General features: G+C 53.8%; 30 protein-coding genes. 4 read left to right on the top strand and 26 right to left on the bottom strand.

Annotated elements, in window-relative coordinates; genetic code table 11:
- The first annotated feature begins 537 nt into the window (after positions 1–537).
- Complete coding sequence (locus KDK15_RS01690) at positions 538–942, top strand: hypothetical protein (protein ID WP_257293633.1); 405 nt, start codon at positions 538–540, stop codon at positions 940–942.
- 26 nt (positions 943–968) lie between these two features.
- Here KDK15_RS01690 and KDK15_RS01695 read toward each other — a convergent pair whose 3' ends face one another.
- The 24 genes from KDK15_RS01695 to KDK15_RS01810 all read right to left on the bottom strand — a co-directional run bounded on the left by KDK15_RS01695 (position 969) and on the right by KDK15_RS01810 (position 18867).
- On the bottom strand, positions 969–1655 hold the full coding sequence (locus KDK15_RS01695; protein WP_257293634.1) for a hypothetical protein: 687 nt from the start codon (positions 1653–1655) through the stop codon (positions 969–971).
- On the bottom strand, positions 1631–2329 hold the full coding sequence (locus tag KDK15_RS01700; RefSeq protein ID WP_257293635.1) for a hypothetical protein: 699 nt from the start codon (positions 2327–2329) through the stop codon (positions 1631–1633). Before KDK15_RS01700 ends, KDK15_RS01695 begins: the two co-directional genes overlap by 25 nt.
- Positions 2326–2859, bottom strand: a complete 534-nt coding sequence (locus KDK15_RS01705; RefSeq protein ID WP_257293636.1) for a DNA-binding protein — start codon at positions 2857–2859, stop codon at positions 2326–2328. Before KDK15_RS01705 ends, KDK15_RS01700 begins: the two co-directional genes overlap by 4 nt.
- Before the next feature lie 10 nt (positions 2860–2869).
- Complete coding sequence (locus tag KDK15_RS01710) at positions 2870–4399, bottom strand: phage tail protein (RefSeq protein ID WP_257293637.1); 1530 nt, start codon at positions 4397–4399, stop codon at positions 2870–2872.
- A gap of 14 nt (positions 4400–4413) precedes the next feature.
- Positions 4414–4938, bottom strand: coding sequence for a phage tail protein (locus KDK15_RS01715; RefSeq protein WP_257293638.1), 525 nt, complete (start codon positions 4936–4938; stop codon positions 4414–4416).
- A gap of 6 nt (positions 4939–4944) precedes the next feature.
- A complete protein-coding gene (locus KDK15_RS01720) occupies positions 4945–6120 on the bottom strand; it encodes a baseplate J/gp47 family protein (protein ID WP_257293639.1) in 1176 nt (391 codons plus the stop codon).
- Between the two features lie 15 nt (positions 6121–6135).
- A complete protein-coding gene (locus KDK15_RS01725; protein WP_257293640.1) occupies positions 6136–6471 on the bottom strand; it encodes a phage tail assembly chaperone in 336 nt (111 codons plus the stop codon).
- A 145-nt stretch (positions 6472–6616) separates the two neighbouring features.
- The gene (locus tag KDK15_RS01730; protein WP_257293641.1) at positions 6617–7975 is read right to left on the bottom strand and encodes an SUMF1/EgtB/PvdO family nonheme iron enzyme; all 1359 of its coding nucleotides are present in this window, start codon (positions 7973–7975) and stop codon (positions 6617–6619) included.
- Positions 7976–7986: 11 nt separating this feature from the next.
- Positions 7987–8898: a hypothetical protein gene (locus KDK15_RS01735; protein WP_257293642.1), complete on the bottom strand. Its 912-nt coding sequence runs from the start codon at positions 8896–8898 to the stop codon at positions 7987–7989.
- The gene (locus KDK15_RS01740) at positions 8899–9348 is read right to left on the bottom strand and encodes a DUF2590 family protein (RefSeq protein WP_257293643.1); all 450 of its coding nucleotides are present in this window, start codon (positions 9346–9348) and stop codon (positions 8899–8901) included.
- Entirely contained in the window at positions 9348–11267 is a 1920-nt protein-coding gene (locus KDK15_RS01745; RefSeq protein WP_257293644.1) for a phage tail tape measure protein, read from the bottom strand. The genes KDK15_RS01740 and KDK15_RS01745 overlap by 1 nt, the downstream gene beginning before the upstream one ends.
- A gap of 15 nt (positions 11268–11282) precedes the next feature.
- A complete protein-coding gene (locus KDK15_RS01750) occupies positions 11283–11423 on the bottom strand; it encodes a hypothetical protein (protein ID WP_257293645.1) in 141 nt (46 codons plus the stop codon).
- Positions 11424–11449: 26 nt separating this feature from the next.
- A complete protein-coding gene (locus KDK15_RS01755; RefSeq protein WP_257293646.1) occupies positions 11450–11734 on the bottom strand; it encodes a putative phage tail assembly chaperone in 285 nt (94 codons plus the stop codon).
- A 3-nt stretch (positions 11735–11737) separates the two neighbouring features.
- Positions 11738–11974 carry a hypothetical protein gene (locus tag KDK15_RS01760; protein WP_257293647.1) on the bottom strand — a complete coding sequence of 79 codons (237 nt, stop codon included), beginning with the start codon at positions 11972–11974 and terminating at the stop codon, positions 11738–11740.
- Between the two features lie 11 nt (positions 11975–11985).
- Positions 11986–12381, bottom strand: coding sequence for a holin family protein (locus tag KDK15_RS01765; RefSeq protein ID WP_257293648.1), 396 nt, complete (start codon positions 12379–12381; stop codon positions 11986–11988).
- Positions 12378–12833 carry a hypothetical protein gene (locus KDK15_RS01770; RefSeq protein WP_257293649.1) on the bottom strand — a complete coding sequence of 152 codons (456 nt, stop codon included), beginning with the start codon at positions 12831–12833 and terminating at the stop codon, positions 12378–12380. The genes KDK15_RS01765 and KDK15_RS01770 overlap by 4 nt, the downstream gene beginning before the upstream one ends.
- The gene (locus tag KDK15_RS01775; protein ID WP_257293650.1) at positions 12833–13285 is read right to left on the bottom strand and encodes a DUF2597 family protein; all 453 of its coding nucleotides are present in this window, start codon (positions 13283–13285) and stop codon (positions 12833–12835) included. Before KDK15_RS01775 ends, KDK15_RS01770 begins: the two co-directional genes overlap by 1 nt.
- Positions 13286–13309: 24 nt before the next feature.
- Positions 13310–14425 (bottom strand): DUF2586 domain-containing protein, encoded by a 1116-nt coding sequence (locus KDK15_RS01780; protein ID WP_257293651.1) that lies wholly within the window; start codon positions 14423–14425, stop codon positions 13310–13312.
- Positions 14426–14451: 26 nt separating this feature from the next.
- Positions 14452–15147: a phage virion morphogenesis protein gene (locus KDK15_RS01785; RefSeq protein ID WP_257293652.1), complete on the bottom strand. Its 696-nt coding sequence runs from the start codon at positions 15145–15147 to the stop codon at positions 14452–14454.
- On the bottom strand, positions 15137–15592 hold the full coding sequence (locus KDK15_RS01790) for a phage tail protein (protein WP_257293653.1): 456 nt from the start codon (positions 15590–15592) through the stop codon (positions 15137–15139). The genes KDK15_RS01785 and KDK15_RS01790 overlap by 11 nt, the downstream gene beginning before the upstream one ends.
- Positions 15589–16047 (bottom strand): head completion/stabilization protein, encoded by a 459-nt coding sequence (locus KDK15_RS01795; RefSeq protein ID WP_257293654.1) that lies wholly within the window; start codon positions 16045–16047, stop codon positions 15589–15591. Before KDK15_RS01795 ends, KDK15_RS01790 begins: the two co-directional genes overlap by 4 nt.
- Positions 16048–16156: 109 nt before the next feature.
- Positions 16157–16864, bottom strand: a complete 708-nt coding sequence (gene gpM / locus KDK15_RS01800; protein WP_257293655.1) for a phage terminase small subunit — start codon at positions 16862–16864, stop codon at positions 16157–16159.
- 95 nt (positions 16865–16959) lie between these two features.
- Positions 16960–17979, bottom strand: a complete 1020-nt coding sequence (locus KDK15_RS01805; RefSeq protein ID WP_257293656.1) for a phage major capsid protein, P2 family — start codon at positions 17977–17979, stop codon at positions 16960–16962.
- 39 nt (positions 17980–18018) lie between these two features.
- Positions 18019–18867 (bottom strand): GPO family capsid scaffolding protein, encoded by an 849-nt coding sequence (locus KDK15_RS01810; RefSeq protein ID WP_257293657.1) that lies wholly within the window; start codon positions 18865–18867, stop codon positions 18019–18021.
- A 159-nt stretch (positions 18868–19026) separates the two neighbouring features.
- Between KDK15_RS01810 and KDK15_RS01815 the strand changes: the two genes are divergently transcribed.
- From KDK15_RS01815 to KDK15_RS01825, 3 genes are read left to right on the top strand one after another with little or no spacing between them, the layout of a single operon-like run.
- Complete coding sequence (locus KDK15_RS01815) at positions 19027–20844, top strand: terminase large subunit domain-containing protein (RefSeq protein WP_257293658.1); 1818 nt, start codon at positions 19027–19029, stop codon at positions 20842–20844.
- Positions 20845–20855: 11 nt separating this feature from the next.
- The gene (locus tag KDK15_RS01820; protein WP_257293659.1) at positions 20856–21962 is read left to right on the top strand and encodes a phage portal protein; all 1107 of its coding nucleotides are present in this window, start codon (positions 20856–20858) and stop codon (positions 21960–21962) included.
- Between the two features lie 40 nt (positions 21963–22002).
- Complete coding sequence (locus tag KDK15_RS01825) at positions 22003–22254, top strand: ogr/Delta-like zinc finger family protein (protein WP_257293660.1); 252 nt, start codon at positions 22003–22005, stop codon at positions 22252–22254.
- A 28-nt stretch (positions 22255–22282) separates the two neighbouring features.
- Here the strand turns inward: KDK15_RS01825 and KDK15_RS01830 are convergent, their stop codons facing one another.
- A complete protein-coding gene (locus KDK15_RS01830) occupies positions 22283–22534 on the bottom strand; it encodes a hypothetical protein (RefSeq protein ID WP_257293661.1) in 252 nt (83 codons plus the stop codon).
- Positions 22535–23425, bottom strand: a complete 891-nt coding sequence (locus tag KDK15_RS01835) for a DNA cytosine methyltransferase (protein WP_257293662.1) — start codon at positions 23423–23425, stop codon at positions 22535–22537.
- Between the last annotated feature and the right edge of the window lie 145 nt (positions 23426–23570).

The raw sequence follows: 23570 nt of genomic DNA on the forward strand, positions 1-23570 counted from the left end.
TATGCAGTGGACTGCAACTCCATTTAGACCGGTTCGACTCCGGTACTCGCCTCCACTTTCCTTGCATCCCTTTTTTTAAAAAACTTCCTTAGCCCTTGCCGATAAAGGGGTGCAGGAGCGTTTTTGTTTTTTCCTGTGGTGCAATGAGTTTGCACAGTTCTTCATTTTTTTGCATTGTGTGCAAAGGGGGAATTCCTGCGGAGCCGCCAGTAATGGCGGGGATTGAAGGGCTTATGCACTCATCGAAAAGTTGCACAAAATTGATCCAAAAAGCGCGAAGGCGTGGTGAGGAGGAGTGCGATTTTTCCGGAGCAGGGAGTTTTTCTCGGCTGTGGCGGAGTTTATTGTCGAGTCGGATTTGTTTTTATCACCTGGTGGCTGTGATTATCTGAATCTGTATCTTGTACGCCTTATGGCGTGGGGAGGTTGGTTAAGTTGATCTGGGTTGATAGTCTGTTACGTCAAACGACGTATATTATTCTCTCCCCGATGTTTTTCGGGGAGTAGGTTCAACAGAATGAACACAGGGGGACGGGTATGGCATGGGCTTTGATTATTGTTGGTGGGTTGCTGGTGTTGTTTGCCGGGATTGGTATCAGTAATAAGAAGGCAGCGGCAGAAGCTGGGCTGAAGCCTAAACAGGCTGTTGGGGTGATTGTCTTTGGTGTGGTGCTGTCTGCTGTTGGTTATGGGTTGCGGGTGGATAGTGTTGAAGGTCCGGGGTTGCAGGCTGTGCTGGCAACGATTCCTGATGGGCAGGCGCATTCCTGGGAGACTGGCCAGTTGCATGACGGGGTTGCGGTTGTGGTTAATGGGTCGGCTGGGTATTGGGTCAGGGATGGGGTGGCGTTTGCTGTTAATGGGGTGGCTAAAAATCTTTCGCCTGAATTGGAGTATGCTCGAAGCGTGGTCTGGTCGGAGATAGAAGCAGCGGTTCAATAAAACAGACCGGGCATGATGCCCGGTTCTTATTCTGTGATTGGGTCCAGTCTTCCTGATTTGCTTCCCTTAATTGATGAACTCTTTCCTGATATTGCTCCTCCCTGGGAACATGAACCTACATTCGGGTGGGTGTGTCCTGCCAGTATGTCCAGGGCTCCGGCTGTGTCGTCCATGAAGTCGGAAAGTATTTTCAGTACATTCTCTGAATCTGAGCCTACCCATGTTTTTGGGGATTTCATCAGTTGTTTGATTGCGGCTCGGCTTTGGTGAATCCTGCCGATCTGTTCCCAGTTGCCGTCTCTATCATATCCGATGTAACAGGATTGGCTGTGTTGCCAGCGGGCTTCGTCTTTGTCTACTGGTGCCAGTTCCTGGTTGATCGGAAGTACCGAACGTACAAATGGTAAATTGGGCAGGGCATAGGCAAAGCAGAGTTCTACATACACTCCAGCATCAGGCAGGGCATAAAAGCCCCGATGGTTTCCGGCATAGGGTACAGCTACGGGTACACCTGGTAATACCGGGCCTTTGTCTTTCAGGTGGTGGTCAACCGGTTGCAGGTCCACGGCATAGCGAGGTCTGAATAAATCGCAGAGTCCACCACTTTTGGGCGGGTCGGTGATGGCGACTACTCTGGCCAGCATGGGTTTGTGGTAGCCGTTTTTCAGCTCCGGGAACAGGCGTAGGATTATGCGTTTGAGTGCTTCGACCATGTGATTTCCATTCGCTCCTTGCTGAGTCGTAGTGATTCCACCCGGAACTGTTTATTGAATAATACGCCGGGCCTTAATGGTGGCATCAGGGGGATGGTTGCCTGATTGGCCTGCCCTTGCTCGGTCAGCCATTTATTAGGGATTTCGATTGCCCTGGTTGCCCATCGGCTATCCTGCCAGCTGCCCACAAAGACCGAACCATCGCCCATCTGTTGCCAGATAAAATCAGGAATATTGAATACCGGGCCACAGGCATCCAGTGCCATATAGCCGCCTCCCAGGTGATGGAAGAACGGTACCCGCTCCACTGCGTAGGCTTTTTGTGGTGTGACGAATTCAATGCCGGTTTTGTTGCCGATCTGCTTCAGCACCTCATCAAGGTTTACATTGCGCAGGGCCAGCGGCATATCCTGATTGAGTACGGCTGCCAGTTCACGGCAAAACAGCCGGTAACTTTTGTTATCCAGCTGGGTGCATTGTTCTATGTAGCCGGTGAAGTAGCGTTGGCTCTGGTGTCCGGTGTAACCGATATCCAGCTGTACCAGTCCGCTTAATGGCTGGTCGCTGATAACGGAAAGGTTAGCCCGTCCGGGGCCAATCAGATCCAGTCTTACTTCGTCGTTGATCAGGGTGAAGGGCTGGTTATTCACCCGCAGGGTTTTGACCAGCTTCACGATATCATTTCCTCAACGGCTGCCAGGATCTTTTCAAATCCTGTGTAGTTGGGTTGTCCTGGTTGCTGCCCTTGTTGTTGAGCAACGGGTTCTACCGGTGTTGAGCCTGCGGTGGTCTGGGCTATGGGTTGAACCGGTTCCTGCCGTGCCTCTTTCTTTTCCGGAATGGAGTAATACTCCGCCAGCATAAACGACACGCTCCAGGCTCGACGGTCGGCAATCTCGGTTACCCGGACATTATCAATAAAGGTCACCTGCCGGATTTTCATGGCCTTGGCGGTATTGTCCAGAATGTTGTAAACGGTCTGCCGGCCATTGCTGTCCACCGATTCAGCCAGGCTGAGCAGTCGGCTTAAATCCTTATGGTCCTTCTGGCGAATTTCCATATTCACCGTCAGCTTTTTCGGCTTGAATCCTTTTTGGGCACGGTCGGTACTGGAGGATTGCGCCCCCAGTTCCTCCGTATCGATAACCAGGGCAGCGGAGACCGTTATGCCCTGACCTTTGATTACCGTGTTGTTCAGCTGCATGGCGAGCTCCTTACAGCTTGATGATGTAGCAGGTGGCGTAGTAGCGAGGGACTACAGTCACGGTATGGTTGTGGTTGCCGTTGCTGTCCAGTGTGGCGTTGTGGCTGTGATTGCCGGAATTGGCAATATCTGCGTTGTGCGCATGTGGCCGATTACCACCTACGGCACTGGAATCATTCACCAGGCTACCGCCATCACCATAAGCCCCGGATTTGCCCCCGTTCTGCCAGCCGTTACCAATAGTTTTATGGATATGCGAAGGCATCTCGTCCACCGTCAGTGCATGACCATAAACCGTAACATTATGATCATGTTGGCCGCCTTCATGAATGGTTAAATCATGGTCGTGAGAGCCTGAATTACTGGTAGTCCGCGAATCAGAACCCCCAGTCTCCCCATACTCATAATCCCCACCACCCCCAACAGTAAACCGGTTCCGCCGATCAGGAATAGCAATCCCGTTAGAAGTGGTGCCTTGACCATCACATAAAGCCCACCCATCCTCAATCTGATCTTCCCGCCCGGCAAACTCCACCATCACTCCGGGGAACACCCCATAGAGTTTCGCCAGTCGCGCCTGCAGATCGGCAGGTGTCACAAACCCGTCACCGGTCCCGTTCAGCACATCATTACGGGTCGCTTTCCGGCTCCATCCCCCGTGCTGCTCGGTAGCCGTTCGGGAGAGATAACTGATCAAATCAGCCCCCGCCTCAATCACCCGACGATGGTCAGTAATCTGCCCGGCAGCGTTAATACTGGCCAGCTGCACCAGGTAATGCTGCACCCCCACACTGTCCACATAGTCGCTCTGGCTGTTCTTGCTCACCACCAGATCCACCGCAGCGGATACCCCATGAATCCCACCTTCCAGACGAACATCAATCCACACATCCTGTGGCAGGGTGCCGGTGGCGAGGTTCATACGGTCGGTGGCGATGCGCACGCCTTCCACATAACCATTACCGGCCAGCAGTTCATAGTTGCCCGGTGTTTTCTCCTGCACCTTAAAGCCATCGGTCCAGAAACAGGTGCGCCCGTAAATATCCCGGTTGCTCTCCCGCTCCCGCTCATCGATGCCCTGTAAACGGGCAGTCCAGTCAATCTGCCAGGTGTCGGCATTGATGGTAATGCCGGTGAGGTCGGCCAGGTCACGGTACTGAACGGCAAAGTTCTTGGTGAGGTTGTCCCCCATGGCTCCGTTCAGGGTGGCGGTTTTGGTCTGCTCCGGCAGATAGACCACGGCCACCAGGGTATTGCTGGCACGGTTGCCCAGCCCCAGCCAGTTAAAGCTCCAGGTGCCCACGGTGGAACCCAGCACACTGGACCAGACCACGGTATCGCCATTAATAAAACCGGCCTGTGTCGGCGCTTCGCTGTGCTGGATCTGCTCTGCCGTTGGCCATGGTTCGTCGGGGTTTTCCGGCTGGGTGTGATCCAGTCCGGGAATATGCGCCCAGATAAAGGTATCGATCTCAACGGGCTGGTTATTGGCGTCAGACTGGGCAAACAGTGCCTTGCCTGCGTTGGTAATTCTGGCCATGGTTCCTTCCCCCCTTAATCAGCTGCCAAAAAGCACTGCTGACGATGGTTAAATACAAAAGGCCTCAGCGTCATGCTGTGGCTGGTAATGGTGGTGATCTGGTAACGGCGGCAGGTGCGCCCATAAAGCCGGACGATAATATTCAGCAGCTCTTCATTGCCTGCCACCTGGTTGTCGGTAATGTGCAGGCGGATCACGTCCCAGTCCTGCCCGTCGATGCGCTCTTCCAGCTCCACATAGCCAATGCCCAAGCGCTCAAAGATGCGCTGAAAGCCTGCGGTGCTGCCGGCGTCCCGGGCATTGACATAGGCGTATTTCACCCGGCGTCGGTAGAGGTCCAGGGGTTCACCGGCAAAGCGGTCAATGCTGCGCTCCCAGGCGATCAGATCCAGCACGCCCACATCGCAGGTTAACGGGTCGATCTGGCGCAGGGGGTAGCTGAGCCAGTATTGCACCTGGTTGAAAAAGGTCTGGGCGGCGTTTTTGATTTTGGTCAGTTCCGTGCCGCTCATCCACCATGGCAGTTCCATCTTATCCATGGGTTGCTACTCCGTAATGGTCAGGGTGTTGAGTCGGGCCACGTCCATGGCGTTGACGATATCGCCGGTACTGAAACTGAGGGTTTCAATCTCCACAAAGCGGTTGTGCAGTTCCCGGGTCAGCACCGACAGGGAAAACACCGACTGGGGCCAGACCTTGGTTACCACATCGTCGTAATCGGTGTTCTGGCGAAAGGCGCAGCGCACCATGTCTTCCACGCCTTTTTTAATGGTGCTGGTTTCATCGCTGGCCAGATTGGCCTTGAGTTTCAGGGTTAAGGTGATGTTGTGCAGGGTTTCGGGCATGGCGTAACACATCAGATCATCGCCGTGGCCGTGGTAGCCCTCATCGCGGATATGCTGGTTGATGCTGTTGATAAACTCATCGGTGGGGGCATCGGCTTCAAACAGCACAAAGGCGTTGGCGGTGCCCGGTCCCCTGGGGGCATCGTGCTCAAAGTAGATGTAGTCGGTACGGATGCCACCAAACTGGGCAATCACCGTGCGGTAAACGGCATCGGTGTGGTACTGGTTGACGGCCAGAAACTGGTTGCGGGCTCTCAGGCGCAGTTCGTCGTCGGTTTCGCCATCGTCGCCCGGGGTGGTGAGCCACTCTTTATCGTTGGTGACACTGGTCACACCGTTGACCGGTTCTGGCAATACGCTGTAATAGCCCGATGCCAGGTTGAAGGCGCTGCCTGCTTCGGCGGCTTCGACCTTGGCCACGGCGGTGAGGCTGTCGTAACCGAACTCGGCGGTGGCCGTGATGACCAGTTCATAGACTTTTTCGTTAATGGGGACCGATTGCACACGGGTACCAGCCGGTACCACCAGGCCTTCGCCGGTGGCTTCGCGGGTGAAGGTGATCAACCCTTTGGCCTTGTTGGCGGGTTTGCGGTCAAGGCCTACGTCCCATGCGTGCAGGTCCAGGGTGTCGCCTTCGGCGGTTTTGGTGAAACTGGCGGGCAACAGCTGAGTAGGGATAAAGTCCACAAACCACAACGCGGCCCTGGTGACGATGCTGTTGAGCAGTCGCCAGAAGGGGGAGTAGTCGCTGTCGTTGGTGATCAGCGTGCCTTCGTCCTGGTTGATCTTTTGCCAGTAGGCGTTGATCTCGGCATCGGTGGTTGGGATGCCTGCGTCGGAGACCAGTTTTTTGAAGGTGGCGGTGTGGTCGGTCATGGTGCTGCCTCCTTTTTATGGCAGTTCCGGCCATACAACATCCGAGGTATTAGCGAACGTCTGAGGCAAATCGGCTAATGCTTGAATGTATTCATGGAGTTTTTGGATCGTGACGTCATCGTCCGAGCGCGGCAGGCCAAGCTGTTCTTCTCGGTACATGCGGTGAATGCGCCACTCAACGGCATAAATCCTTTTGTCGCGCTGGTCCTTGATTTGCTGCCATTGCTGCCGCTCGTAATCTGCCGCGTCCCACTGGACAGACTCCACAGCCTCGTCATCCATTCCCAGGCTAACCAGGAATTCAGTGTCTGTGTTGGTGTGATGCTGGTCGTTATAGATAAAGCTGAACATAGTCAGGTGCTCCTTGTCGGTTTAACAATTTTTTACGCAGTGCAAAGTTGGGTCGGTCACGCCAGCCATGCCAACAGCTATGCACTGCATAAAAAAATTTTAAGCGTGCGCTACCGCGCACGCTTCAGAACCCAGTTATCAGATATCAGGCAACAAAAGCGGGGCGAAACCCGATGTCGCTGCCCGCGTGCGTGCGGGCGTTGCTCACGTACAACGCGGCCAGACCGGCATTCGAGCCGTTGTACCAGCCGCCGCCACGGAGCGGGAGCCGTTCTCCGTAATTCCGTATATACATACGCCCCTGAATACCCTTGCCGACCGGTTCAATCAGCAAACGTTTCATCAGCTCATTTGAAATATACGACGGGTCTTTTGCAATAGACTCCCACGCCTGATGATTGTCGCCGTAATAACCGTTGTCCCCGACAGGGCCAGCGTGGTTAGTAACCTGGCTGTTCAGGAACTGGGTGCCACGATATCCGCTCTCAGCACCGCCCGACTGCGGCGAATCAAAAAAACAGTCTTGCGCTACCCATTGCGACTCCAACTGGTCTGTTCTGTTGTCGCTAGTACAAATCACTTGGCCGTCTTGTGTCTTCAATCCGTACTGCCATTCCCAGATATTACCCACCAGGTCGTAGACTCCGGCATCCGTATTATCATGGGCCCATGCAGCAGGCCCTGATCCGCTGTTGATGCGAGCGGCTCCGTTCCGGTCGTTAGGTGCGCGGCCATCGCCACGACGGCCAAACTCATATATGGCATCATGGGCACGACCGTATTGTGTATTGCCTCTTGGCTGGTAACCATTCGCCATGCACCACAGGCTGATAGAGGCCCATTCGTGCACCGTCATCAGGTGCCATCCGGTGCCTTTGCCTTCGCAGATTCCCTTGGCTGCGTCGTAGTTGACCGAGGTTCTTGGGTCAGCGTTAGCTACCGATACGCCGTGAGTGCCTGAACCCAAATACTTGGCAATAAAGATCTCAGGAATCTCCGTACCGCTGCGCATAAATGCAGTGGCGACGCCGGTTCCCATCTCGGCGGTCATACCAATATCGTCGTAGGTAAATTTAGGAATTACCACCATCACGTTGGCGTTGCCGTGAGCGTCGTATAAAACCGTGTTCTTGCCGCCAGTGGCTGACTCTACTGCATGGCGGTAACTGTCACGAATGAAAATATCCAGATAGCCCTTGTCGATATGCCCGTCGCCATCGGCGACCGGGATCTTGCCGGGAGCCGGGGTAACGCTGGCATCACCCTCGTAAACAATCGCCGTTGCCGCGTCTCTGGCCGCCACCGCTTCATCGCGGGCCTGCACCGTCGCAGAGTGCTTTATGGTTACGTCCGCAGCGTCAGCCAGCACCTGTTCTGCCGCTTCGGTTGATGTGTTAACCGCTGTGTCCAGGGTCTTCTTGCTGACGTTGGTGGCCTCCAGCAAATCCGTGGTGGCGGTTTCCAGGTCCTGAACCTGTTTTACCAGCTCGTCCATTGTGGCCATGGGGCAGCTCCTTATTTAAATGCGTAGTTGGTGACGACCACGGATTGCGTCCGGATCAGGTTGGTTGCGTAGGTGATCAGCTGGCTGCCGATGGTGTTCAGTATTTGTTGAGCGTCGTCGGCTGACGCGGTTGCCGTGCTGGCGTCAGTCGCCACTTGCTGTGCCGTTGTATTAACAGTGGCGGCTTGCTGATCAACGTGTTCCTTGTCCTGCCTGACCTGAGCCGCGGCCAGATCTACCGATGCTTTTTGCTCATCGATATGCGCCTTGTCCTGCCCGATCTGTCCGGCAGTATGCACCACGACAGCATGATGCCCGCTGACGTCATCGGCATTTTGTTGAGTCGCAGCCCTGGCAGCTTCGGCGCTTTTGGCGCTCTGGGCAGCATACCCGGCATCGTCCTGAATGCCGTTGGTCATGGCTCGGATAATCTGCTGGGTGCGGATTACGTCGGTGTGAACCGGGACAATCTGCGTCTCTACCTGCTGCCGGGTTTGCAGGGTGGTATCTCTGGCGCTTTCTGTCGCTGACTGAGCCAGTAATGTGGTATCCCGTGCACCTTCCGTGACTGCCTGAGCTTGTAACGTGGTATCCCTGGCTGCTTCGGTAGCTCCCTGGGCCTGCAGGGTTTTGTCTTTTGCTGTGGTGCTGATATCCGCAGACTTGCCAGACTCGATCGCATCCGCTTCAGCTGACTGTGCTGCGGCCTGCGTTTTGGCGACTGCTTCAGAAACTTCCAGAACCGTGGGGTCAATCTGCTGGACGATCTGCTGTTGAATCTCCCTTACTGCCTTGTGTGCAGACGGATAGGGTTTCGGGGCAGGGACGTTGGTGTTTTCATCGCCCTCTGCGCAGATCTTCATTAAATCTGCTGCAGTCTTGGCTTTGTTGACAGCGGCAATAAAATCCTGATCGTTGCTCATTTATAAGTTCTCCCAGGCTGTCGGCATATAGATGGTAGTGAACGCTTCTCCCAGGTCACCGAAGGTTTTGTCCTGCACTCCTGGCCACTGGTTTTCAGATTGTTCGCCGTACAGGGGGTTAAACAATGTCTGGGTGGATAGCTCCACAGTAAAGTTACCCTGGTGAATGGTCTCGGCACTGAGCACATATTCCCCGGCGCGGCCTTCATCCAGAATCACTGTACCGGGAATAATGCGTCGGTCTTCTTCCGCCAGCAGTTCTATCTGCTGTTCCCAGTTGGCACGGTTGACGGGGTTGCGCTCCGCTAGCATTCGGGTGAGGTAACCACTTTCCAGAATGGCGTGCTTGATGTCCTGGCCGATACTGGCGGCATTACTCACCGGCAGCGGGTAGCCGCCTTCGGTGGCCAGGTCCAGCTCATCAATCAGCAGGTCGGTGTATAGACTCATCAGAACGCCTCCATGGTCATCCAGCTGTCCATCAGGTGTTGTGTGGGTGCCTGAGTGGTGTTGATGGTGACGTTGTTGTTCCGGTTGCTGCTGTTGCTCAGGGTTTTGCTGATGTGGTTGGTGACGCCGCCGGGGGTAACGCTGGCGGTTTTCAGTTCGCGGTTAACTGTGCCCACTTCTGTGTTTGAACTTTCGGTACCGATGTTAACGCCGGGGATCATGTTCAGTTTGTCCACTACCCAACTCACTGCCGTACCGGCAATGCCTTGCAGGTTTTTGAACCAGTCCATCAGGTCGCCGATCAGGTTCATCAGGCCTTGTCCCCATGCAGTGTCCAGGAAAGCGGCTTTGAGGTCGTCCCACCAGTAGATACAGGCTCCCACGGCTGCGACCAATAGAGCGATACCGGCAATAATCAAACCGATGGGGTTGGCAAGCATGGCGGCATTTACTGCGATCATCACCGTTCTGAATCCTCGTAAAACGCCGGTCACCACGCTCACTACACCAGTTGCCATGCTAACGGCACCGGCCCATGCAGCGGTGGCAAAGGCGCTGATTTTGGTGGCGGTGGTGCTCATCTGTAATGCGAGATATTGGCCGAGAATCGCGCCCCTGAGCCACTTCAAAGCAGCGATAAAATTCGTGCTGATGGTTTTTGCAGTCCAGGTTGCGCCACTCCAAACCAGAAGTGCGCTTTTACTTAGTCCGCTTATCAGGGTGATGGCTGCCAGGGCTGCGGTCATACCAATGATGGACACCACGGCAACACCCACCCACTTGGTGAGTTCCGGGAACAGGTCAGTCCACCGGGTAATGGTGGCGGCCATGGCGGCCATCTTTTCAACCATCGGAGTAATAACCGGCAGCAGGGCTTTGCCAAAGCTGGCACTTACTGCAAAAATCCCGGCACTGAGTTGTTGCCAGGGATCGACCATGGCCTTGGCCATCTCTTCGGCTTTCTCCATACCTTTGACTTTACCCAGGTCGTTAATACTCTTGGCCAGTCCGCCAGTGTCGGCCATCAATTGCTTGATCAGGCCCACGGCTTCATCCGAACCGAAAGCCTTTTTCAAGGCGTCGGACTCGGCAACATCAAAAGTTTCACCGAACTTGCCTTTCAGCTGTTCGAGAATATTTACCATTCCCAGCATATTGCCTTCGGAATCTGTGAACTGAAGCCCCAGTGCTTTCTGGGCGTTACCTACACCGGTCAGGAAAGATTTGTACTTGGTGCCCGCCTCCGATCCGGACATGGTGGATTGCAAGGTGCCGAGAATGGCCATTTGCTCATTCATGGCAATACCGGCAGAAGTGGCGTTAGCACCGATGGAGGTGAAGGCAGCGCTCATCTGGTCGCCGGTGGTCTTGAACATCTGGACAGCACTGGCGGTTTGTCCGCTCAGTACTTTTACCCAGTTGTTTTTGCCCATGGCGTCGGCGGTATTTTTGAACACTCCGTACATGGTGCCCATGTAGCTGGTAATGGTTGCCGTGTTGGATTTGGTGGCCGCTGCCAGCACGCCAGCATTTTTGGTGAACTCGCCAAGCTCGGCACCGGAAAGCCCGGCAATGGCGGACTGGATATCATAAGATGCAGAAACAAACTCAGTGGCCGACTTGCCGTACTGCACAGAGAACGCCATGGCGGTCTTGCTCAGGTCAGAGAGGGCCGATTCAGCAACACCCAGGGAACGTACTTCACCCAGTGCCCTGTCCATTTCGATTGCCGGGTCTAACAGGCTTTTTATAGCGAAACCTGCACCGGCAATGCCCAGTGCCCCCGAGCCGATATCCGCAAACGCTGAGCGGGCAGAGGCTGCGGTATTACTCAGCGCTTTATTGATCTTTCCCACTGGCCCTGTGACGTTATCCAGCAGGCTGACCACAAAGCTAAGGCGCTGCAACGATGCTGACATACTCTTTCCTTTTCCTTAGCCTTTGCCAAACGCTCTGGCAATTCCGTTGGTGACGGCGATGGTTCGTTTTTCCTGCTGGTCTTTCTCCAGCCAGAGGGCATTGCCCATTCGTTCTTCGGTGACCGGTTGCCCCGGGAACCATTTCTGAGTGAGCAATACCAGCTGGGTGAGCCCGTCCTGCTCTATTTGCTGGCAGCGGCTTTCGGCTTTCCCACAATGACGGAGACTTTAGGCTTGTACTCAGTGACCAGGGCTCCGGCCAGTTCCAGTTCCAGTCCGGGGTTGTCGTTGATCAGCTTGATCAGTTGGTCTTTCTGGTCGTGTTTGATGGTGCGGGTAACAAAGGCGTAGGCAGGCTGTACCTTGTTGTTGTCGCCCATCTCGTTAATGAAGCTGTGGAAGTCGCCCAGCTCCACAGTGAAGTTGAATTCGTTGTTGTTGACGGTCAGGTCAATCTGCTTTTCCATGGTTCACTCTCCCCGGCTTATGGTCTTAAAAAAACTGTTCAGTTGCTTTTCCAGTCGCTCTTCCAGGCGCTGGATCATCTTTTCCAGATCCGCTTTACCGATGTAGTTCTCTGCTACATGGAGCTGAAAATGGTGAAGGTTGTCTTTGTTGCGCTGGCTCTGAGTGAACAAAAACACGTTCCAGGTCACCAGAAACGGCACAGCAATGCGGATCAATGTATCAATCAGAGTCAGGTCCATCTGATGCGCTCCTATTTACTGGTACCCATTCGCTTTTCAACAGTTCTCAGGGCTCCAAGCCCGAGTAATGCGAGTACCAGTTCCATTAATGAATCCATTGCCATGACTGGACCAGGCTTGCCAGTCCACCATTGCAGAATAGGGTTAATCACAAAGATGAAGGCCAGGCCAACACCGCAGACCCAGCCAATAAAAGGCCTCCAGCCTGCGACAAAAACGGAGCGATGACCCGCTTCCACTTTATTGATTTCTGCTTGCACTAATGCAGGTTGCTGACGAATCCGTTCCAGTACTGCTTGTTTATCCAGTCGTTCTTCATCACTGGTGAACAGTCCGTCGATAACATTGCCCACAGCCTTAATCGGTTCTGCTGCAGTCTTACCGAAAAGAGTCGCTAGCCAGCTCATAAACAGTGTTCCCGGTAGGCGTTGGCGTAATCGTCCGTTGTCGCTTTGCCTGCTTCGGTGTTCCAGTACTTCTTGGCATACCTTGCCAGGCCTTCAATATCGTCCGGTTCGGGTAAAGGTTCCGGCTTGGCCATAAAGAAGACACGCCCCACGGCAATGGCTAACCAGGTATCGAACACCAGCTGATTGATATGCACCGCTTGCAGATCCGGCAGTAATGGGAATCGGGTAGAGCGCAGCTGTGAATAGCGCACCACCTCCTGTAGCCCGATAGGCTCCATCTGCAACAGTCCTTTAGCCGGGCCATTACCCATCTGCTTCACATACCGGAAACCACCCGACTCATGGGCGGCAATCATTACCAGCAGCTGCACAGCTGCCGGGGAGGCGGGCAGCTGGAAATGCTCCAGCACTGCCTTAACGTAAGTAAAAAACAATACGCCCGTTTTCATTAGCTCAGTCCCTCCAGATCACGTTGACTCAGGTAAGGCACGCCACCGATCCAGACGAAATCACGACTGGTGACATCAAACGGAATGGTGGTGGTTTCCTTGTCTGAACTGTTGCTGTCGATATCCAGTAGGCTGGAGACCTTCAGGCGGCAACCGTGGGCTTTCACCTTCTTCTCGGTGTCTGGCGTCTTGGCGTAGAACAGCATGTCGAACAACGGCAGATCACGGAAAGAACCGGCAGAGCGGGCGGCTTCGGTAATCCGGTTCAGGTTGTTGGCATCCACCACCAGTTCCCCGGAGGCTTCCACGTCGCCATCGGTCCAGCCATCCGGCACGCCACGGGTTTTGTCCACTGCGCTGTTGTCGGTAATCTCCAGGCTGGCGCTGACTACATTGATGCGCTGGTCGCCCAGGGTGATATCAAAATTACGGCCACTGATTCGTTGTCCCATGGTGGCAGCTCCTTATGCTGTCCGTTATGAATAGTTGTTCAGGTCAAGCGCGATGTTGACAGTGATCTTCTTGGGGCAGTTGTATGGCCGCACCATCATGTAGATCTCCACTTCGTACTTGCTCTTCCAGCTGATGACGATATCGCCATCCTTGGGTGGTTCGATCTCCCCGGGGAACGGAATGCCGAGAATGTCCACACTGTGGCTCATCTCCAGCAGTGGCTTTATAAAGATGGACTTGCTGGCTTCCATGCTCGACGGGGTGCTGTTCAGCTTGCGGTCACCAATGCGGGTCACGGCCAGGGGGTAAACACGGCGCATGGCTTTCTGGACTACTCGCAGGTTTTCAATCACCTGGTAGTCACCACCGGGGACATCCAACATTGCGCCATCACCCCAATACACACCGGGGATATCCGGGTACCACTGGGGAACGGACAAACGGGCAATAGAGAGATCAGTCAGGATGGCCATATCCAGCTCGCGGCCTGTGCTGTCGGTGGGCTTGCTGGTGAAGTCGCCGATCAGTGCACCGGTTTGTACGCGCATCGGTGTGTCGGCAATGGTGATGGATCGGTTGCAGAGTCGTCCGGCCAGTGCGCCCTGGTCAGCACCGTACAGCGTTGGTGCCACCATGACATTTTGCGCGGAAACGTCAGAGACCAGGTTCTTTACCCGGGCTGCGTAGTCGCTCCATGTTTCGGTCTCGGCATCGATGCCAGCACCGGTGGCCATAAACCAGACCGGGCGCATGTATTGCCCCATGATTTCGGCAGCCTTGGTCTGCATGTCAGCCACATCGGCAGCGGCAGATACCGGGTCGGTAATCACAAAGGCTTCCACGGTTCCGGCCTGCATCACCAGATCTACACCGTCTTGCCAGGTGGTACCACTGGCCAGGGGAACCACGGTGGCGATCCAGTTCTGACCGGCGTTGACCCTGGCGGCTTCCAGCTGAGTCTTCAGGGTGCTGGCGGCAGTGCCCAGAACCTTGTCCAGATCGGTGTCGGTGTTCACCAGTAGCACCGTGTCTTCACCTTCACCGGTACCACGACCAATAAATGCAAAATGGTGTTCGATTTCGGTCACCGGCCCCTGCATCTGGTTGAGGTTGTTAATTTGAACCTGACCTAATGCCATAACGCGCTCTCCTGCTTTCTGTTTAATTAGATAGAACCTTTCGCTTTTAATTCAGCCAGCGCATGGCGTGCCAGACTGTCCATAAATTGCTGTGTATCTGCAGGGTCTGCACCCAGTACCGGACGTGCCGGGACTTTTACATTCCATGACTTCTGCGCTTCCTGGTCTCGCAGAGTGCGCAGAATCAAACCGGCCTGCCCGATGGTCATGTTTTCCCTGATCCATTTCTGGCTGACCCGCTTCAGTTTCCGCTTGCCTTTATTACCCTTGACCGGGTGGCGATAACCTTCTTCCAGCAATGCTTTTGCCTGGGCTCTGGTGGCTCCTGCGTCATAATCCGGTGTGCCCGATGCCCGTTTGTGGCCGCTGCTGTTGATCCGAAGGGTTTTGCCATGATGATGTGTGGCGGCAATGGCGGCGGTTTTCCCGTCCTTCCAGCTCACTACCCCAGTGTCATTACCACGGGCATAGGCTTTCATAGTGCGACCCAGACCCCGCATCATCTTTGCCTTTCTCCGCTTTCTGGCTCTGGGCTCCATGGCCTGACCAGAAACGGTTTTCTGTTTGCGGATATTCTGCCGGGCATCCCTGCGCACATCCTGAGCCATTCTGCGCACAAGCTTCTTGCGCTTGACCGGCGGCAGAGCCAGCACGTCCAGCTGCTCTTTAAGACGCATCCGGCCACGGCGATCATCACGAAAGGAAACGGCATTAGCGGACATCGGTTTCGCCCTCCATCTGGAAGGCTTCAGCGATATCAACGGGCACGTTCTCTACCCGGTAGCGCTGGCCACGGAAGGGGATAGACCCTTTGGGGTCTTCCACGATGCTCACGGCCTCATCAAATTCAATCACCAGCTCAATGTCGCAGGTGTGGCGGTCGTTCAGCTCCACATTGATTTCGGGGTCGGCCAGTTCCAGTTGTTCACGTTCACCGTCGTTTTCATCCAGCCAGCAGTTGATCAGTGCCAGCAGTTCAAAGGCATTGCCCTTGAAACGCTCCAGCTCAAACACCGCGTCGTACTTGTAACGACCCACGGTGAAGCCGTTACCCCAATCCATAAACAACGGGCGAAGCTCGCCATTGTCGGCATAGCTGTGGATCTGCTCACGCTTCAGGCTGGTGTGTTTCAACAAGTGTTTACTGAGGGACTGAAGCCGGTTCATAGCGCCTCCACATTAATCCGGCCGCGGCCCAAGAAGTCGGCAATGGCATGGTCGGCGTATTCCTGAAACTGGCTGGCGGTCTCTTCCCCTTCTTTCTCCGGGTTAGCGGCAGCGCTGCGTCGGTCAACGGTGGCGAATTGTTGCAGCAGTAACGACTTGGCCAGGCAGAACACCGCTCGCTGATAATTAATGTCAGTGGTTTTGATGGCACCCAGGCTGTCGGCAGGGACTTCACGCATAGTGCTGTACTGAGTCTGGTGCAGGGCTTTCCAGCGAATCAGCTGGGTATTGACCCGGACAATAGCCATCTGCACATGAGCGATCACCATACCCTGTTCATATTCCGCCGGCAGACGGTATTGAGACTGGAAAGTATCCAGCTGCAAATCAGGCCAAAATCCATCGTTCTGGATAACCTGTTCAACACTCTGATCGTTAAAGCCTGAAAAGCTCATTGCCTGCCTCGTCGGTAATTGGTCCCGGGCTAACCCACTGGTTGGGTGCGGTAACCGAAGTTACTGTTCGCATCAATCAGCGCCCGGGGCGGGTGGGGTGAGGAGCCGGTTACGGTTCTTCCCGTTGTTGGTTTTCTTGCTTTGCCTGTGCGTCTTTGCACTTGTTCAGCACCGTTTTTACTTTTGCGCCTCGCTCGCTGGCGGCTTCCAGGCAGAGCACGGCATCATCAAACCGCTTGTCAGCCTGGGCGATCAGTCCCGCCAGTCTGAAGTATTTGGCGGTGAGTTCATCGGGGCGCTCGTTGCGGTCGTTAACGGTGCGCTTGAATTCGTTGTTGAAGTAGGGGTTGGGGCTGCGGCCTGCGTCCCACTCCTGTTCTGACCAGAGCAATACCTCGTCTGCCAGGTAGATAGGCAGGGTTCGGCGGAAGCGCTCCGGTAGCGGGATTCGTTGCAACAGGCAGTATTCCCCCAGTTTGGTAGCCTCGGCGATATCACCGATATCAAACAGCCAGACCAGGTATTGACTGAGAATACTGTGGACCTTGTTGGCGGCCATGGTGCTTTCCACAAAGGCCTTGTATTTAGGTACCAGCTGCTCCCGCTTCAGTTCCACCTTGTGGGTTTTGCTGCGGATGTTTTTCAGGGCTTTCAGGTCTTCTTCCATGGCAACTTCCATCAGCCTGTTGTTCTGCTGCTGACGGGCCAGACCGCCCACGCTCTGTTGTGGCGTGGTGGTTTTAGTGGCTGCCGGTGCTGGCTCGCCAGCACCCTGTTGCCTGAGTTTTTCCTGATATTGCTGTCTGATTGAATGCATGGTCTCACCCCTGTTTGCTTTTTAAAGGGCTCTCACTTCCCTGTAGAAAGCCCTTTAAAAAGGAGGGTGGCGAACCACCCCCAAGCGGCTGCGTGTTAAACCCAGTTGTCGCCTTTCTTCAACTTCACGTTCTCATGTTCCAGAGCCATAAACTTGCGTGGCTCTTCCACCAGGTAGCCTTCGTTGCGGCTGTTGTAATCCGCAATGCGGTCATACTCTGGCTCTTCCTTGACATGACGACGCCAGCTGTCTTCCTGGTAGTAGATAGACAGGTTGTTCAGAGAGGTAACCACCAGACCACGGGGCGGGAAGTTGGAAGGGGTTTCCCAGGGCAGACCACCAAAGGACATCATGGCCTCATGGGAAGCGTTCTTTTCGGTTGGTGTCAGCGACAGCGCTTTCATCAGCCGGGATTTTTCGTAAAGTGCCAGGTCATCACCGATCAGCACCACCAGATCCCGGCGCATGAATTGCGGGATACCGGACAGCAGGTCAGTCACAGCTTCGTCCAGACCTTCATAATCACCACCGGCACCGATACGGAGTTCACCAGAGGTAGCACCTTCGGCAATCACGTTAGCCTTCAGGTTATCGCGCATGTACTGCATCCAGCCCTTGTTAACATCCTGCAGCAAAGGGTTGGTCTGAATATTGGTGTCTTTGGCAACACTGGTTCCGTGCCAGCCGATCAGCTCACGGTCGTTAGCGATCTGGGCGGTAACATAGGTACGGTAGCGGTTGTGCATATCCGGGAACTTTGCCCAGGCGTCCAGCTTGTTGTAGCGGATAGCCACATCGGTATTGGTCTGATAGAGCTGATACCGGAATGGCTGCATGGCCAAGACATCTTTCGGCTCTCGCCGTTTGTTCTGGGAGGTGTCAGTACGACCGGAAACCGGGCCGCTAACGGAGGCGTGAATGTTCTCACCGGCCATTTCATCAACGCCCATCACGTTGATTCTGGGCAGAAAGGTGGACTGCTCCACAATCTTGTCGGTGAGCTTCTGGGCAATGCTCGGGTCAACCGCGAATTCAACCCCGGCATGTTCGTAACCGTAAGCCTTTGCCATGGCTTCGGTGACCTTGTTAAACGCCAGTCGCGTTTCTTTTTTCATGGATATTCTCTCCTTGGCAGCAAGCTGCGGTTCTGGTGGTTACAGGTCGCAGCCAGCGTCGTCCTGAGCACCCTGGTTATCGATTTCAGTCGGCTGAACTTCTTCCGCCAGCTTCTCTTCCAGGGCGTTGAATTTTTCGCTGAGAGCGTTGAACTTCTCAGTCATGGCCTCAAGATCAGCCTTGGTCTTGTCAGCTTCAGTTTTCAGGGTGCTGAACGCTTCGGCTGATACCAGCTCCAGCGCATCGCCATCGTCTTTTACTTCAGGCTCAGAGGTTTCCTTTTGCTGTGACGCAAAGGCGCCGGCAACAGCTTCAGCAATGGCGGCTTTCAGTTCTTCGGGTTTCATAGGCTCGTCCTCGTCTTCAGAGTCCGTTTGATGTGGAGCGCTGAAGACCAGCGCCTTGATTTTTTCCAGCAAGCCCTGCTCGTCCGGAGCAGCGTTAAACGCGGTAAGCTCAACCCCTGGCACAATCTGTTCACCGGCCTGAACCCTGAATTCCAATTGCTGGGTACCAATGGAAGCGGGCGTGTCAGTGACACCAATCTGGATCACATAGGCGCGGCCAGTGCTTTGGAAATCAGGATGGAGCTTGATGGAAGTAAAGAGCTTTTGCCCTTGTTTATTGATGTAGCGCAAGTCATCGGAGGGACACAGTTTGGCATACAGGCTAACCACTTCATCTGCTTCTTCAGCTTTCAATGCCTCCACGGTGCCATAGTTGCCCGCCCATTCCGGGGAGTAATGCTCCAGGGTAATCAGCGCGGTGTATTTGTCTTTTGAATACAGTTCAGCAGCATCACGCAACCAGGACGCTTCAATAATTCGCCCGTCAATGGTTTGGCCGCTTTCCGCTACTTTGACCCAATCGGTTACCAGCTTGGCCATTTGCAGTGTCCTGGTTCTTGGTGATTAATTAAAAATTCAATACCTGAAAATCGAATCCTAATTGGTGGAACCATGAACGGCCATTCAATTAAATCGGATTTAGGGCGCATCAGAAGCTAATAAAAAGAGTAATAAAGCGTAGGGTTTTATTATTCGGGTATGTCGTCTATCAGCAATAAACCCAGTGCGGGTAAAAAACACTATCCGGAAGAAATAAAAGTAGCAGCCCGTTCGCTCTACCTCCGGAAATTCACCATTCCAGAAATCTCGTCAGAGCTGTCGGTACCCCTTCGCACGCTTTATTACTGGCAGGAGGCGGGGGACTGGGTGGCGTTCCTTCGTCATGAATCGGTAGAAGAAGCGATTCAGCGGCGCATTACTCTTTTGGCAGAGAAAGACGACAAAACCGAAAAGCATCTTAACGAAATGGACCGGCTGATTAAACAGTTAAATGCCCTTGGCCGTTATCGCCAGGCGGAAATCAGCAATACCAAATTAAGAGCCGAGTCGTCCGATTCTGAAATGATGCAGGATGTCAGAAAGAAACTGGTGGATGCTCCGGCAGTGGTACGCAGTAAAAACCGGAAGAGCAAAATCAAAAATGATTTATCGTTCCTGACAGAAAAAGACTTTCAGCAAAAATGGTTTAAGCGCTGGTACAAAGGCCAGCGGGATCTTTACGACAATCAGCATCACCGCAACCGGTTCTGCCTGAAATCACGACAGATCGGTTTTACCTGGTATTTCTCCCAGGAAGCATTGATCAGGGCTGTACTGAAAGGGGAGGATCAAATTTTCCTTTCTGCCACAAGGCGTCAGGCGGAAGTGTTCAGAAAGTACATCAGGAAACTGGTGGCTGAAGACTTTGATATTGAGCTGTCAGGCAATCCCATTTTATTGAATACCGCTAATGGTAAATGCGGCTTGCACTTCCTCAGTAATAACTCCATGTCGGCGCAATCTGAATCTGGTCATGTTTATATTGATGAGGCGTTCTGGATCAGGGGCTTTGATGAGCTATACAACGTGGCTACCGCCATGGCGACTCATAAGCATCTGACCCGCACTATTTTCTCCACTCCCTCAGTGGTGAATCACGAAGCCTATCCGCTCTGGACTGGTGAGGTTTACAACAAACGATTCAAACGGAAGCGGGTAGAGTTCCCCGGCTTTAAAGAATTGCAGAGCGGGGTGCTTTGCCCTGATAACTTCTGGCGCAAAATCATTACCCTTGATGATGCTGTTGAAGGGGGCTTTGACCGGATTGATAAGCAGCAGCTGCAGCAGGAATACAGCCCCGAACGATTCAAGCAGCTGTTTATGTGTGAATTTGTGGACGACACACTGGGCGTATTCAAGCTCGCCATTCTCCAGGCTGCGGGAGTGGATGAAGAAAACTGGAAGGATTACGACCCGAAAGCCAGACGACCCCTGGGTAACTTACCCGTTTGGGGAGGCTACGATCCGAGCCGACACCGGGACGACGCCACCTTTGTGATTGTTGCTCCGCCACTGGTGCCCGGTGGCACATTCCGCATTCTGGCAAAGTACCACTGGAAGGATAAAAACTTCACCTGGCAGGCAGACCAGATAAAGCAGCTGACCGAGCGTTATAACTTCCAGCATATCGGCGTGGACACCACTGGCCCCGGCTTGGGCGTGTTTGACATTATCAAGGGCTTTTTCCCGAGAGCGGAAGCCATCCACTATTCACCGGCCACCAAAACCCACCTGGTGCAGAAAGCCAAATCGGTATTTGAAGCAGAACGGGTTGAATACCCGCAGGAATGGGTCGACTTTGCCCATGCGTTCCTCACCATCCGGGAGACCAGTACACCGGGAGGCAGCATGACCTATAGCGCCAGCCGTACCCAGTCAACCGGACATGCAGACGTTGCCTGGGCAACCATGCACGCACTAATTCACGAACCACTGGATACCAGCCGCCAGAGCAACAGCAGAGTGGCCTTCGGCTAAGGGAGAGCAGGATGAGCAGGAAAAATCGGCAAAAGACGGGAAAAATCGCGGAAGGGTTCAATACCAACAATACCATTACTAATACCAACAATACCGGTAACGATACCAGCAATACCGGAACATCAGTACAAACAAACTCAATAGCCTTCAGCTTCGGTGATCCCGAGACGGTCCTGAAGGGTCAGCTGAATGACTACATCGGCACCCAGCTGCTGGACAATGGCCAGTACTATCAACCTCCCGTCTCGCTGACCGGCATGGCCCGGCTGTTAAGGGCCAATGCCTTCCACGGCCCGATCCTGGAATTTAAAACCAACATGGTGATGCGCGGGTTTAAGCCATCGCCAGTGCTCAGCCGTCGGGTGATGCACGCCGCTGTCACCGACTACACGGTATTTGCCAACTGTTACTTCCAACGTATTCGGGACTTTGGCGGTACGACCATTCAGGTTCGCCACCTGCCCGCGATCAATATGCGCAGAATGAAAGAGCCCGGTCGCTACGGCATGCTGACCAACGACGGGCGACTGGTGCAGTTCCGCCTTGGGGAAGTGGTGCATATCAAAAACTACGATGTGATCCAGAACATCTATGGCATGCCATGGTACCTGGGGGCGATTCAATCCATGCTGCTCAATGAAGACGCTACCCTGTTCCGCCGGAAGTACTACCTCAACGGTGCCCACATGGGCTACATCTTCTACTCCAGCTCCACCGGCCTGAGTGAAGAGGACCAGGAATCCATTAAAAACGCCATTAAGAGCAGTAAGGGTGTGGGTAACTTCCGCAATATGTTTCTGCACCTGCCTGGCGGCAGAGAGAAAGATATCCAGATCCTGCCTGTTGGTGACTTCAGCACGAAGGATGAGCTGGAGAAAATAAAGAATATTTCAAGGGATGACATCATCGCCGCCCACCGGATACCGGCAGCCATGGCCAGTGTGCTGCCCAGTGGCAATTCCAACTTTGGCGACATCACCAAAGTGGATGCTGTGTATGAAAAGAATGAGGTGCTGCCGATTCGTGAGCAGCTACTGGATATTAACGATTGGTTGCCCCATCAGGGCAAGGTGTCCTTTGAAACTACACTCTTTGAAACCCAACAGTCTACCGGATAAGATACACTGTAACGCATACGATAATAATTTGGGTCTAGACATGAGCGTTCGGATTCGCTGCGATCGATGTAACGAGGTTGCTACCATTCAGGACTCTGTTGAAGAGTCTGCCAAATTCAAGACGCTGTACTGCACCTGTAATAATCCGGAATGCGGTCATTCGTTTGTGATGCACCTGACCTTTTCCCATACCCTGTCACCGTCTTCACTGGATTTTACGGCAGAGATGCTGGAGAAGTTGCGGAGGATGAACCGGCAGCAGCAGCGGGAGTTGTTTGCTTCGCTGGCGTAAGAAAGCCCCGGGGTGGGGCTTTTTTCTATCAAAATACGGGCATCAAATCACCAGTGCCCCAGCCATCATAACCGCCGTCAGTTAAGTTGTCCGCGATTGTAATATTGATTCTATGGTGATGATCAATACTGATCCCTGTAATTACAAACTCCCCCTGCCATTCAGCAGCGTATTCATTCTCTGGATCCACCTTTATCTTTAAACCGATTGCCAGAGGGTGTTTCGGGTAGAGCAAACTCCAAAGGTGTAGCTGCTCTTTTATACGTTCATCTTTAGACATTTATGCCACCCTCTTAGTTATTTTTCCCATGTATCGGATCATTTCTCTGCCAACCCATTCACCAACCGGTACCGACACACCGTTCCCGATCTGTCGATAAGCAGCGGTGTCTGATACCGGAAACATGAAAGAATCCGGCAATCCCTGAAGTCTTGCATACTCCCGGACGGAATAAGGACGAACGCCCATTGGGAAACGCTTATCTCTCACCAGTCGCGTACTTTTATCCTTTGCATAATGAGCAACGCAGGTAGGTGCGATATCGTCATTGGAAGGATCGGAGATAATAGGCAAGTCTCTGTACGTTCCGGACATTCGTTCTTTAATGGCTTTGGGGAGTGTGACAGCGGGTTCAGACTCCATAATCTCCGATAGCTTTACCGGGCGGGTGTACTCCGGCGGTCGAATGCTGAACTGGCGACGCGTGCCTACAATAATCAGTCGGTTTCTTCGCTGCGGCAGCCATTGCTCAGATTTCACCGGGCAGAACACCTGCACATAGTAATCCGGCATCCGGGTCATGGCTTCCATCACAATGGGGAACGCTCTCATGCCAGGCACGTTTTCAACCACATAAAACTCCGGCCTTGCTATTGCCAGATGGCGCAGAGCATGCAGAAACAGCTCGTCCCCAGTTCTGGTTTTATGGATATCAGCAATAGTGGAATACTTGGTACAAGGGTATGTGAACGTCATTCCGTCGCAGCTTTCCTGTTCCATGACGAGCTGGGCAGCAATATCACACTGCCGGATATGGTCGCCAAGGTTCGCCCGATAGGTTTTACAGGCATCCCGATCCAGTTCAAACGACTGGTTGATGGTGATACCCGCATTGAGCAAACCAACATCCATCAACCCTGCGCCACAAAAATAGCTGTTTACTGTAATCATTCTATTCATCTTGTTTAGTGCCCACGGTTTCCCGTGGGAGTGGTCTTAAAATGGAATCTGCGCCATGAACCTGTAGTCATGCCATGGATGTTGAAAAGGCTTCCGATTGCCTTTCCTTGTAATCTGCCAGACTGACCCCTTCCTC

This window comes from Endozoicomonas sp. YOMI1, assembly GCF_024606345.1.
GTDB lineage: Bacteria > Pseudomonadota > Gammaproteobacteria > Pseudomonadales > Endozoicomonadaceae > Endozoicomonas.

What these genes read in the sequence shown, in the direction of transcription:
- gpM (WP_257293655.1), bottom strand. Translation starts at nt 16,864, where the DNA reads ATGCATTCAATCAGACAGCAATATCAGGAAAAACTCAGGCAACAGGGT.
- KDK15_RS01715 (WP_257293638.1), bottom strand. Translation starts at nt 4,938, where the DNA reads ATGGATAAGATGGAACTGCCATGGTGGATGAGCGGCACGGAACTGACC.
- KDK15_RS01740 (WP_257293643.1), bottom strand. Translation starts at nt 9,348, where the DNA reads ATGAGTCTATACACCGACCTGCTGATTGATGAGCTGGACCTGGCCACC.
- KDK15_RS01790 (WP_257293653.1), bottom strand. Translation starts at nt 15,592, where the DNA reads ATGAACCGGCTTCAGTCCCTCAGTAAACACTTGTTGAAACACACCAGC.
- KDK15_RS01730 (WP_257293641.1), bottom strand. Translation starts at nt 7,975, where the DNA reads ATGGCCACAATGGACGAGCTGGTAAAACAGGTTCAGGACCTGGAAACC.
- KDK15_RS01835 (WP_257293662.1), bottom strand. Translation starts at nt 23,425, where the DNA reads ATGATTACAGTAAACAGCTATTTTTGTGGCGCAGGGTTGATGGATGTT.
- KDK15_RS01785 (WP_257293652.1), bottom strand. Translation starts at nt 15,147, where the DNA reads ATGTCCGCTAATGCCGTTTCCTTTCGTGATGATCGCCGTGGCCGGATG.
- KDK15_RS01735 (WP_257293642.1), bottom strand. Translation starts at nt 8,898, where the DNA reads ATGAGCAACGATCAGGATTTTATTGCCGCTGTCAACAAAGCCAAGACT.
- KDK15_RS01755 (WP_257293646.1), bottom strand. Translation starts at nt 11,734, where the DNA reads ATGGAAAAGCAGATTGACCTGACCGTCAACAACAACGAATTCAACTTC.
- KDK15_RS01830 (WP_257293661.1), bottom strand. Translation starts at nt 22,534, where the DNA reads ATGTCTAAAGATGAACGTATAAAAGAGCAGCTACACCTTTGGAGTTTG.
- KDK15_RS01805 (WP_257293656.1), bottom strand. Translation starts at nt 17,979, where the DNA reads ATGAAAAAAGAAACGCGACTGGCGTTTAACAAGGTCACCGAAGCCATG.
- KDK15_RS01710 (WP_257293637.1), bottom strand. Translation starts at nt 4,399, where the DNA reads ATGGCCAGAATTACCAACGCAGGCAAGGCACTGTTTGCCCAGTCTGAC.
- KDK15_RS01780 (WP_257293651.1), bottom strand. Translation starts at nt 14,425, where the DNA reads ATGGCATTAGGTCAGGTTCAAATTAACAACCTCAACCAGATGCAGGGG.
- KDK15_RS01720 (WP_257293639.1), bottom strand. Translation starts at nt 6,120, where the DNA reads ATGACCGACCACACCGCCACCTTCAAAAAACTGGTCTCCGACGCAGGC.
- KDK15_RS01825 (WP_257293660.1), top strand. Translation starts at nt 22,003, where the DNA reads ATGAGCGTTCGGATTCGCTGCGATCGATGTAACGAGGTTGCTACCATT.
- KDK15_RS01810 (WP_257293657.1), bottom strand. Translation starts at nt 18,867, where the DNA reads ATGGCCAAGCTGGTAACCGATTGGGTCAAAGTAGCGGAAAGCGGCCAA.
- KDK15_RS01760 (WP_257293647.1), bottom strand. Translation starts at nt 11,974, where the DNA reads ATGGACCTGACTCTGATTGATACATTGATCCGCATTGCTGTGCCGTTT.
- KDK15_RS01765 (WP_257293648.1), bottom strand. Translation starts at nt 12,381, where the DNA reads ATGAGCTGGCTAGCGACTCTTTTCGGTAAGACTGCAGCAGAACCGATT.
- KDK15_RS01705 (WP_257293636.1), bottom strand. Translation starts at nt 2,859, where the DNA reads ATGCAGCTGAACAACACGGTAATCAAAGGTCAGGGCATAACGGTCTCC.
- KDK15_RS01695 (WP_257293634.1), bottom strand. Translation starts at nt 1,655, where the DNA reads ATGGTCGAAGCACTCAAACGCATAATCCTACGCCTGTTCCCGGAGCTG.
- KDK15_RS01725 (WP_257293640.1), bottom strand. Translation starts at nt 6,471, where the DNA reads ATGTTCAGCTTTATCTATAACGACCAGCATCACACCAACACAGACACT.
- KDK15_RS01775 (WP_257293650.1), bottom strand. Translation starts at nt 13,285, where the DNA reads ATGGGACAACGAATCAGTGGCCGTAATTTTGATATCACCCTGGGCGAC.
- KDK15_RS01770 (WP_257293649.1), bottom strand. Translation starts at nt 12,833, where the DNA reads ATGAAAACGGGCGTATTGTTTTTTACTTACGTTAAGGCAGTGCTGGAG.
- KDK15_RS01690 (WP_257293633.1), top strand. Translation starts at nt 538, where the DNA reads ATGGCATGGGCTTTGATTATTGTTGGTGGGTTGCTGGTGTTGTTTGCC.
- KDK15_RS01815 (WP_257293658.1), top strand. Translation starts at nt 19,027, where the DNA reads ATGTCGTCTATCAGCAATAAACCCAGTGCGGGTAAAAAACACTATCCG.
- KDK15_RS01820 (WP_257293659.1), top strand. Translation starts at nt 20,856, where the DNA reads ATGAGCAGGAAAAATCGGCAAAAGACGGGAAAAATCGCGGAAGGGTTC.
- KDK15_RS01745 (WP_257293644.1), bottom strand. Translation starts at nt 11,267, where the DNA reads ATGTCAGCATCGTTGCAGCGCCTTAGCTTTGTGGTCAGCCTGCTGGAT.
- KDK15_RS01795 (WP_257293654.1), bottom strand. Translation starts at nt 16,047, where the DNA reads ATGAGCTTTTCAGGCTTTAACGATCAGAGTGTTGAACAGGTTATCCAG.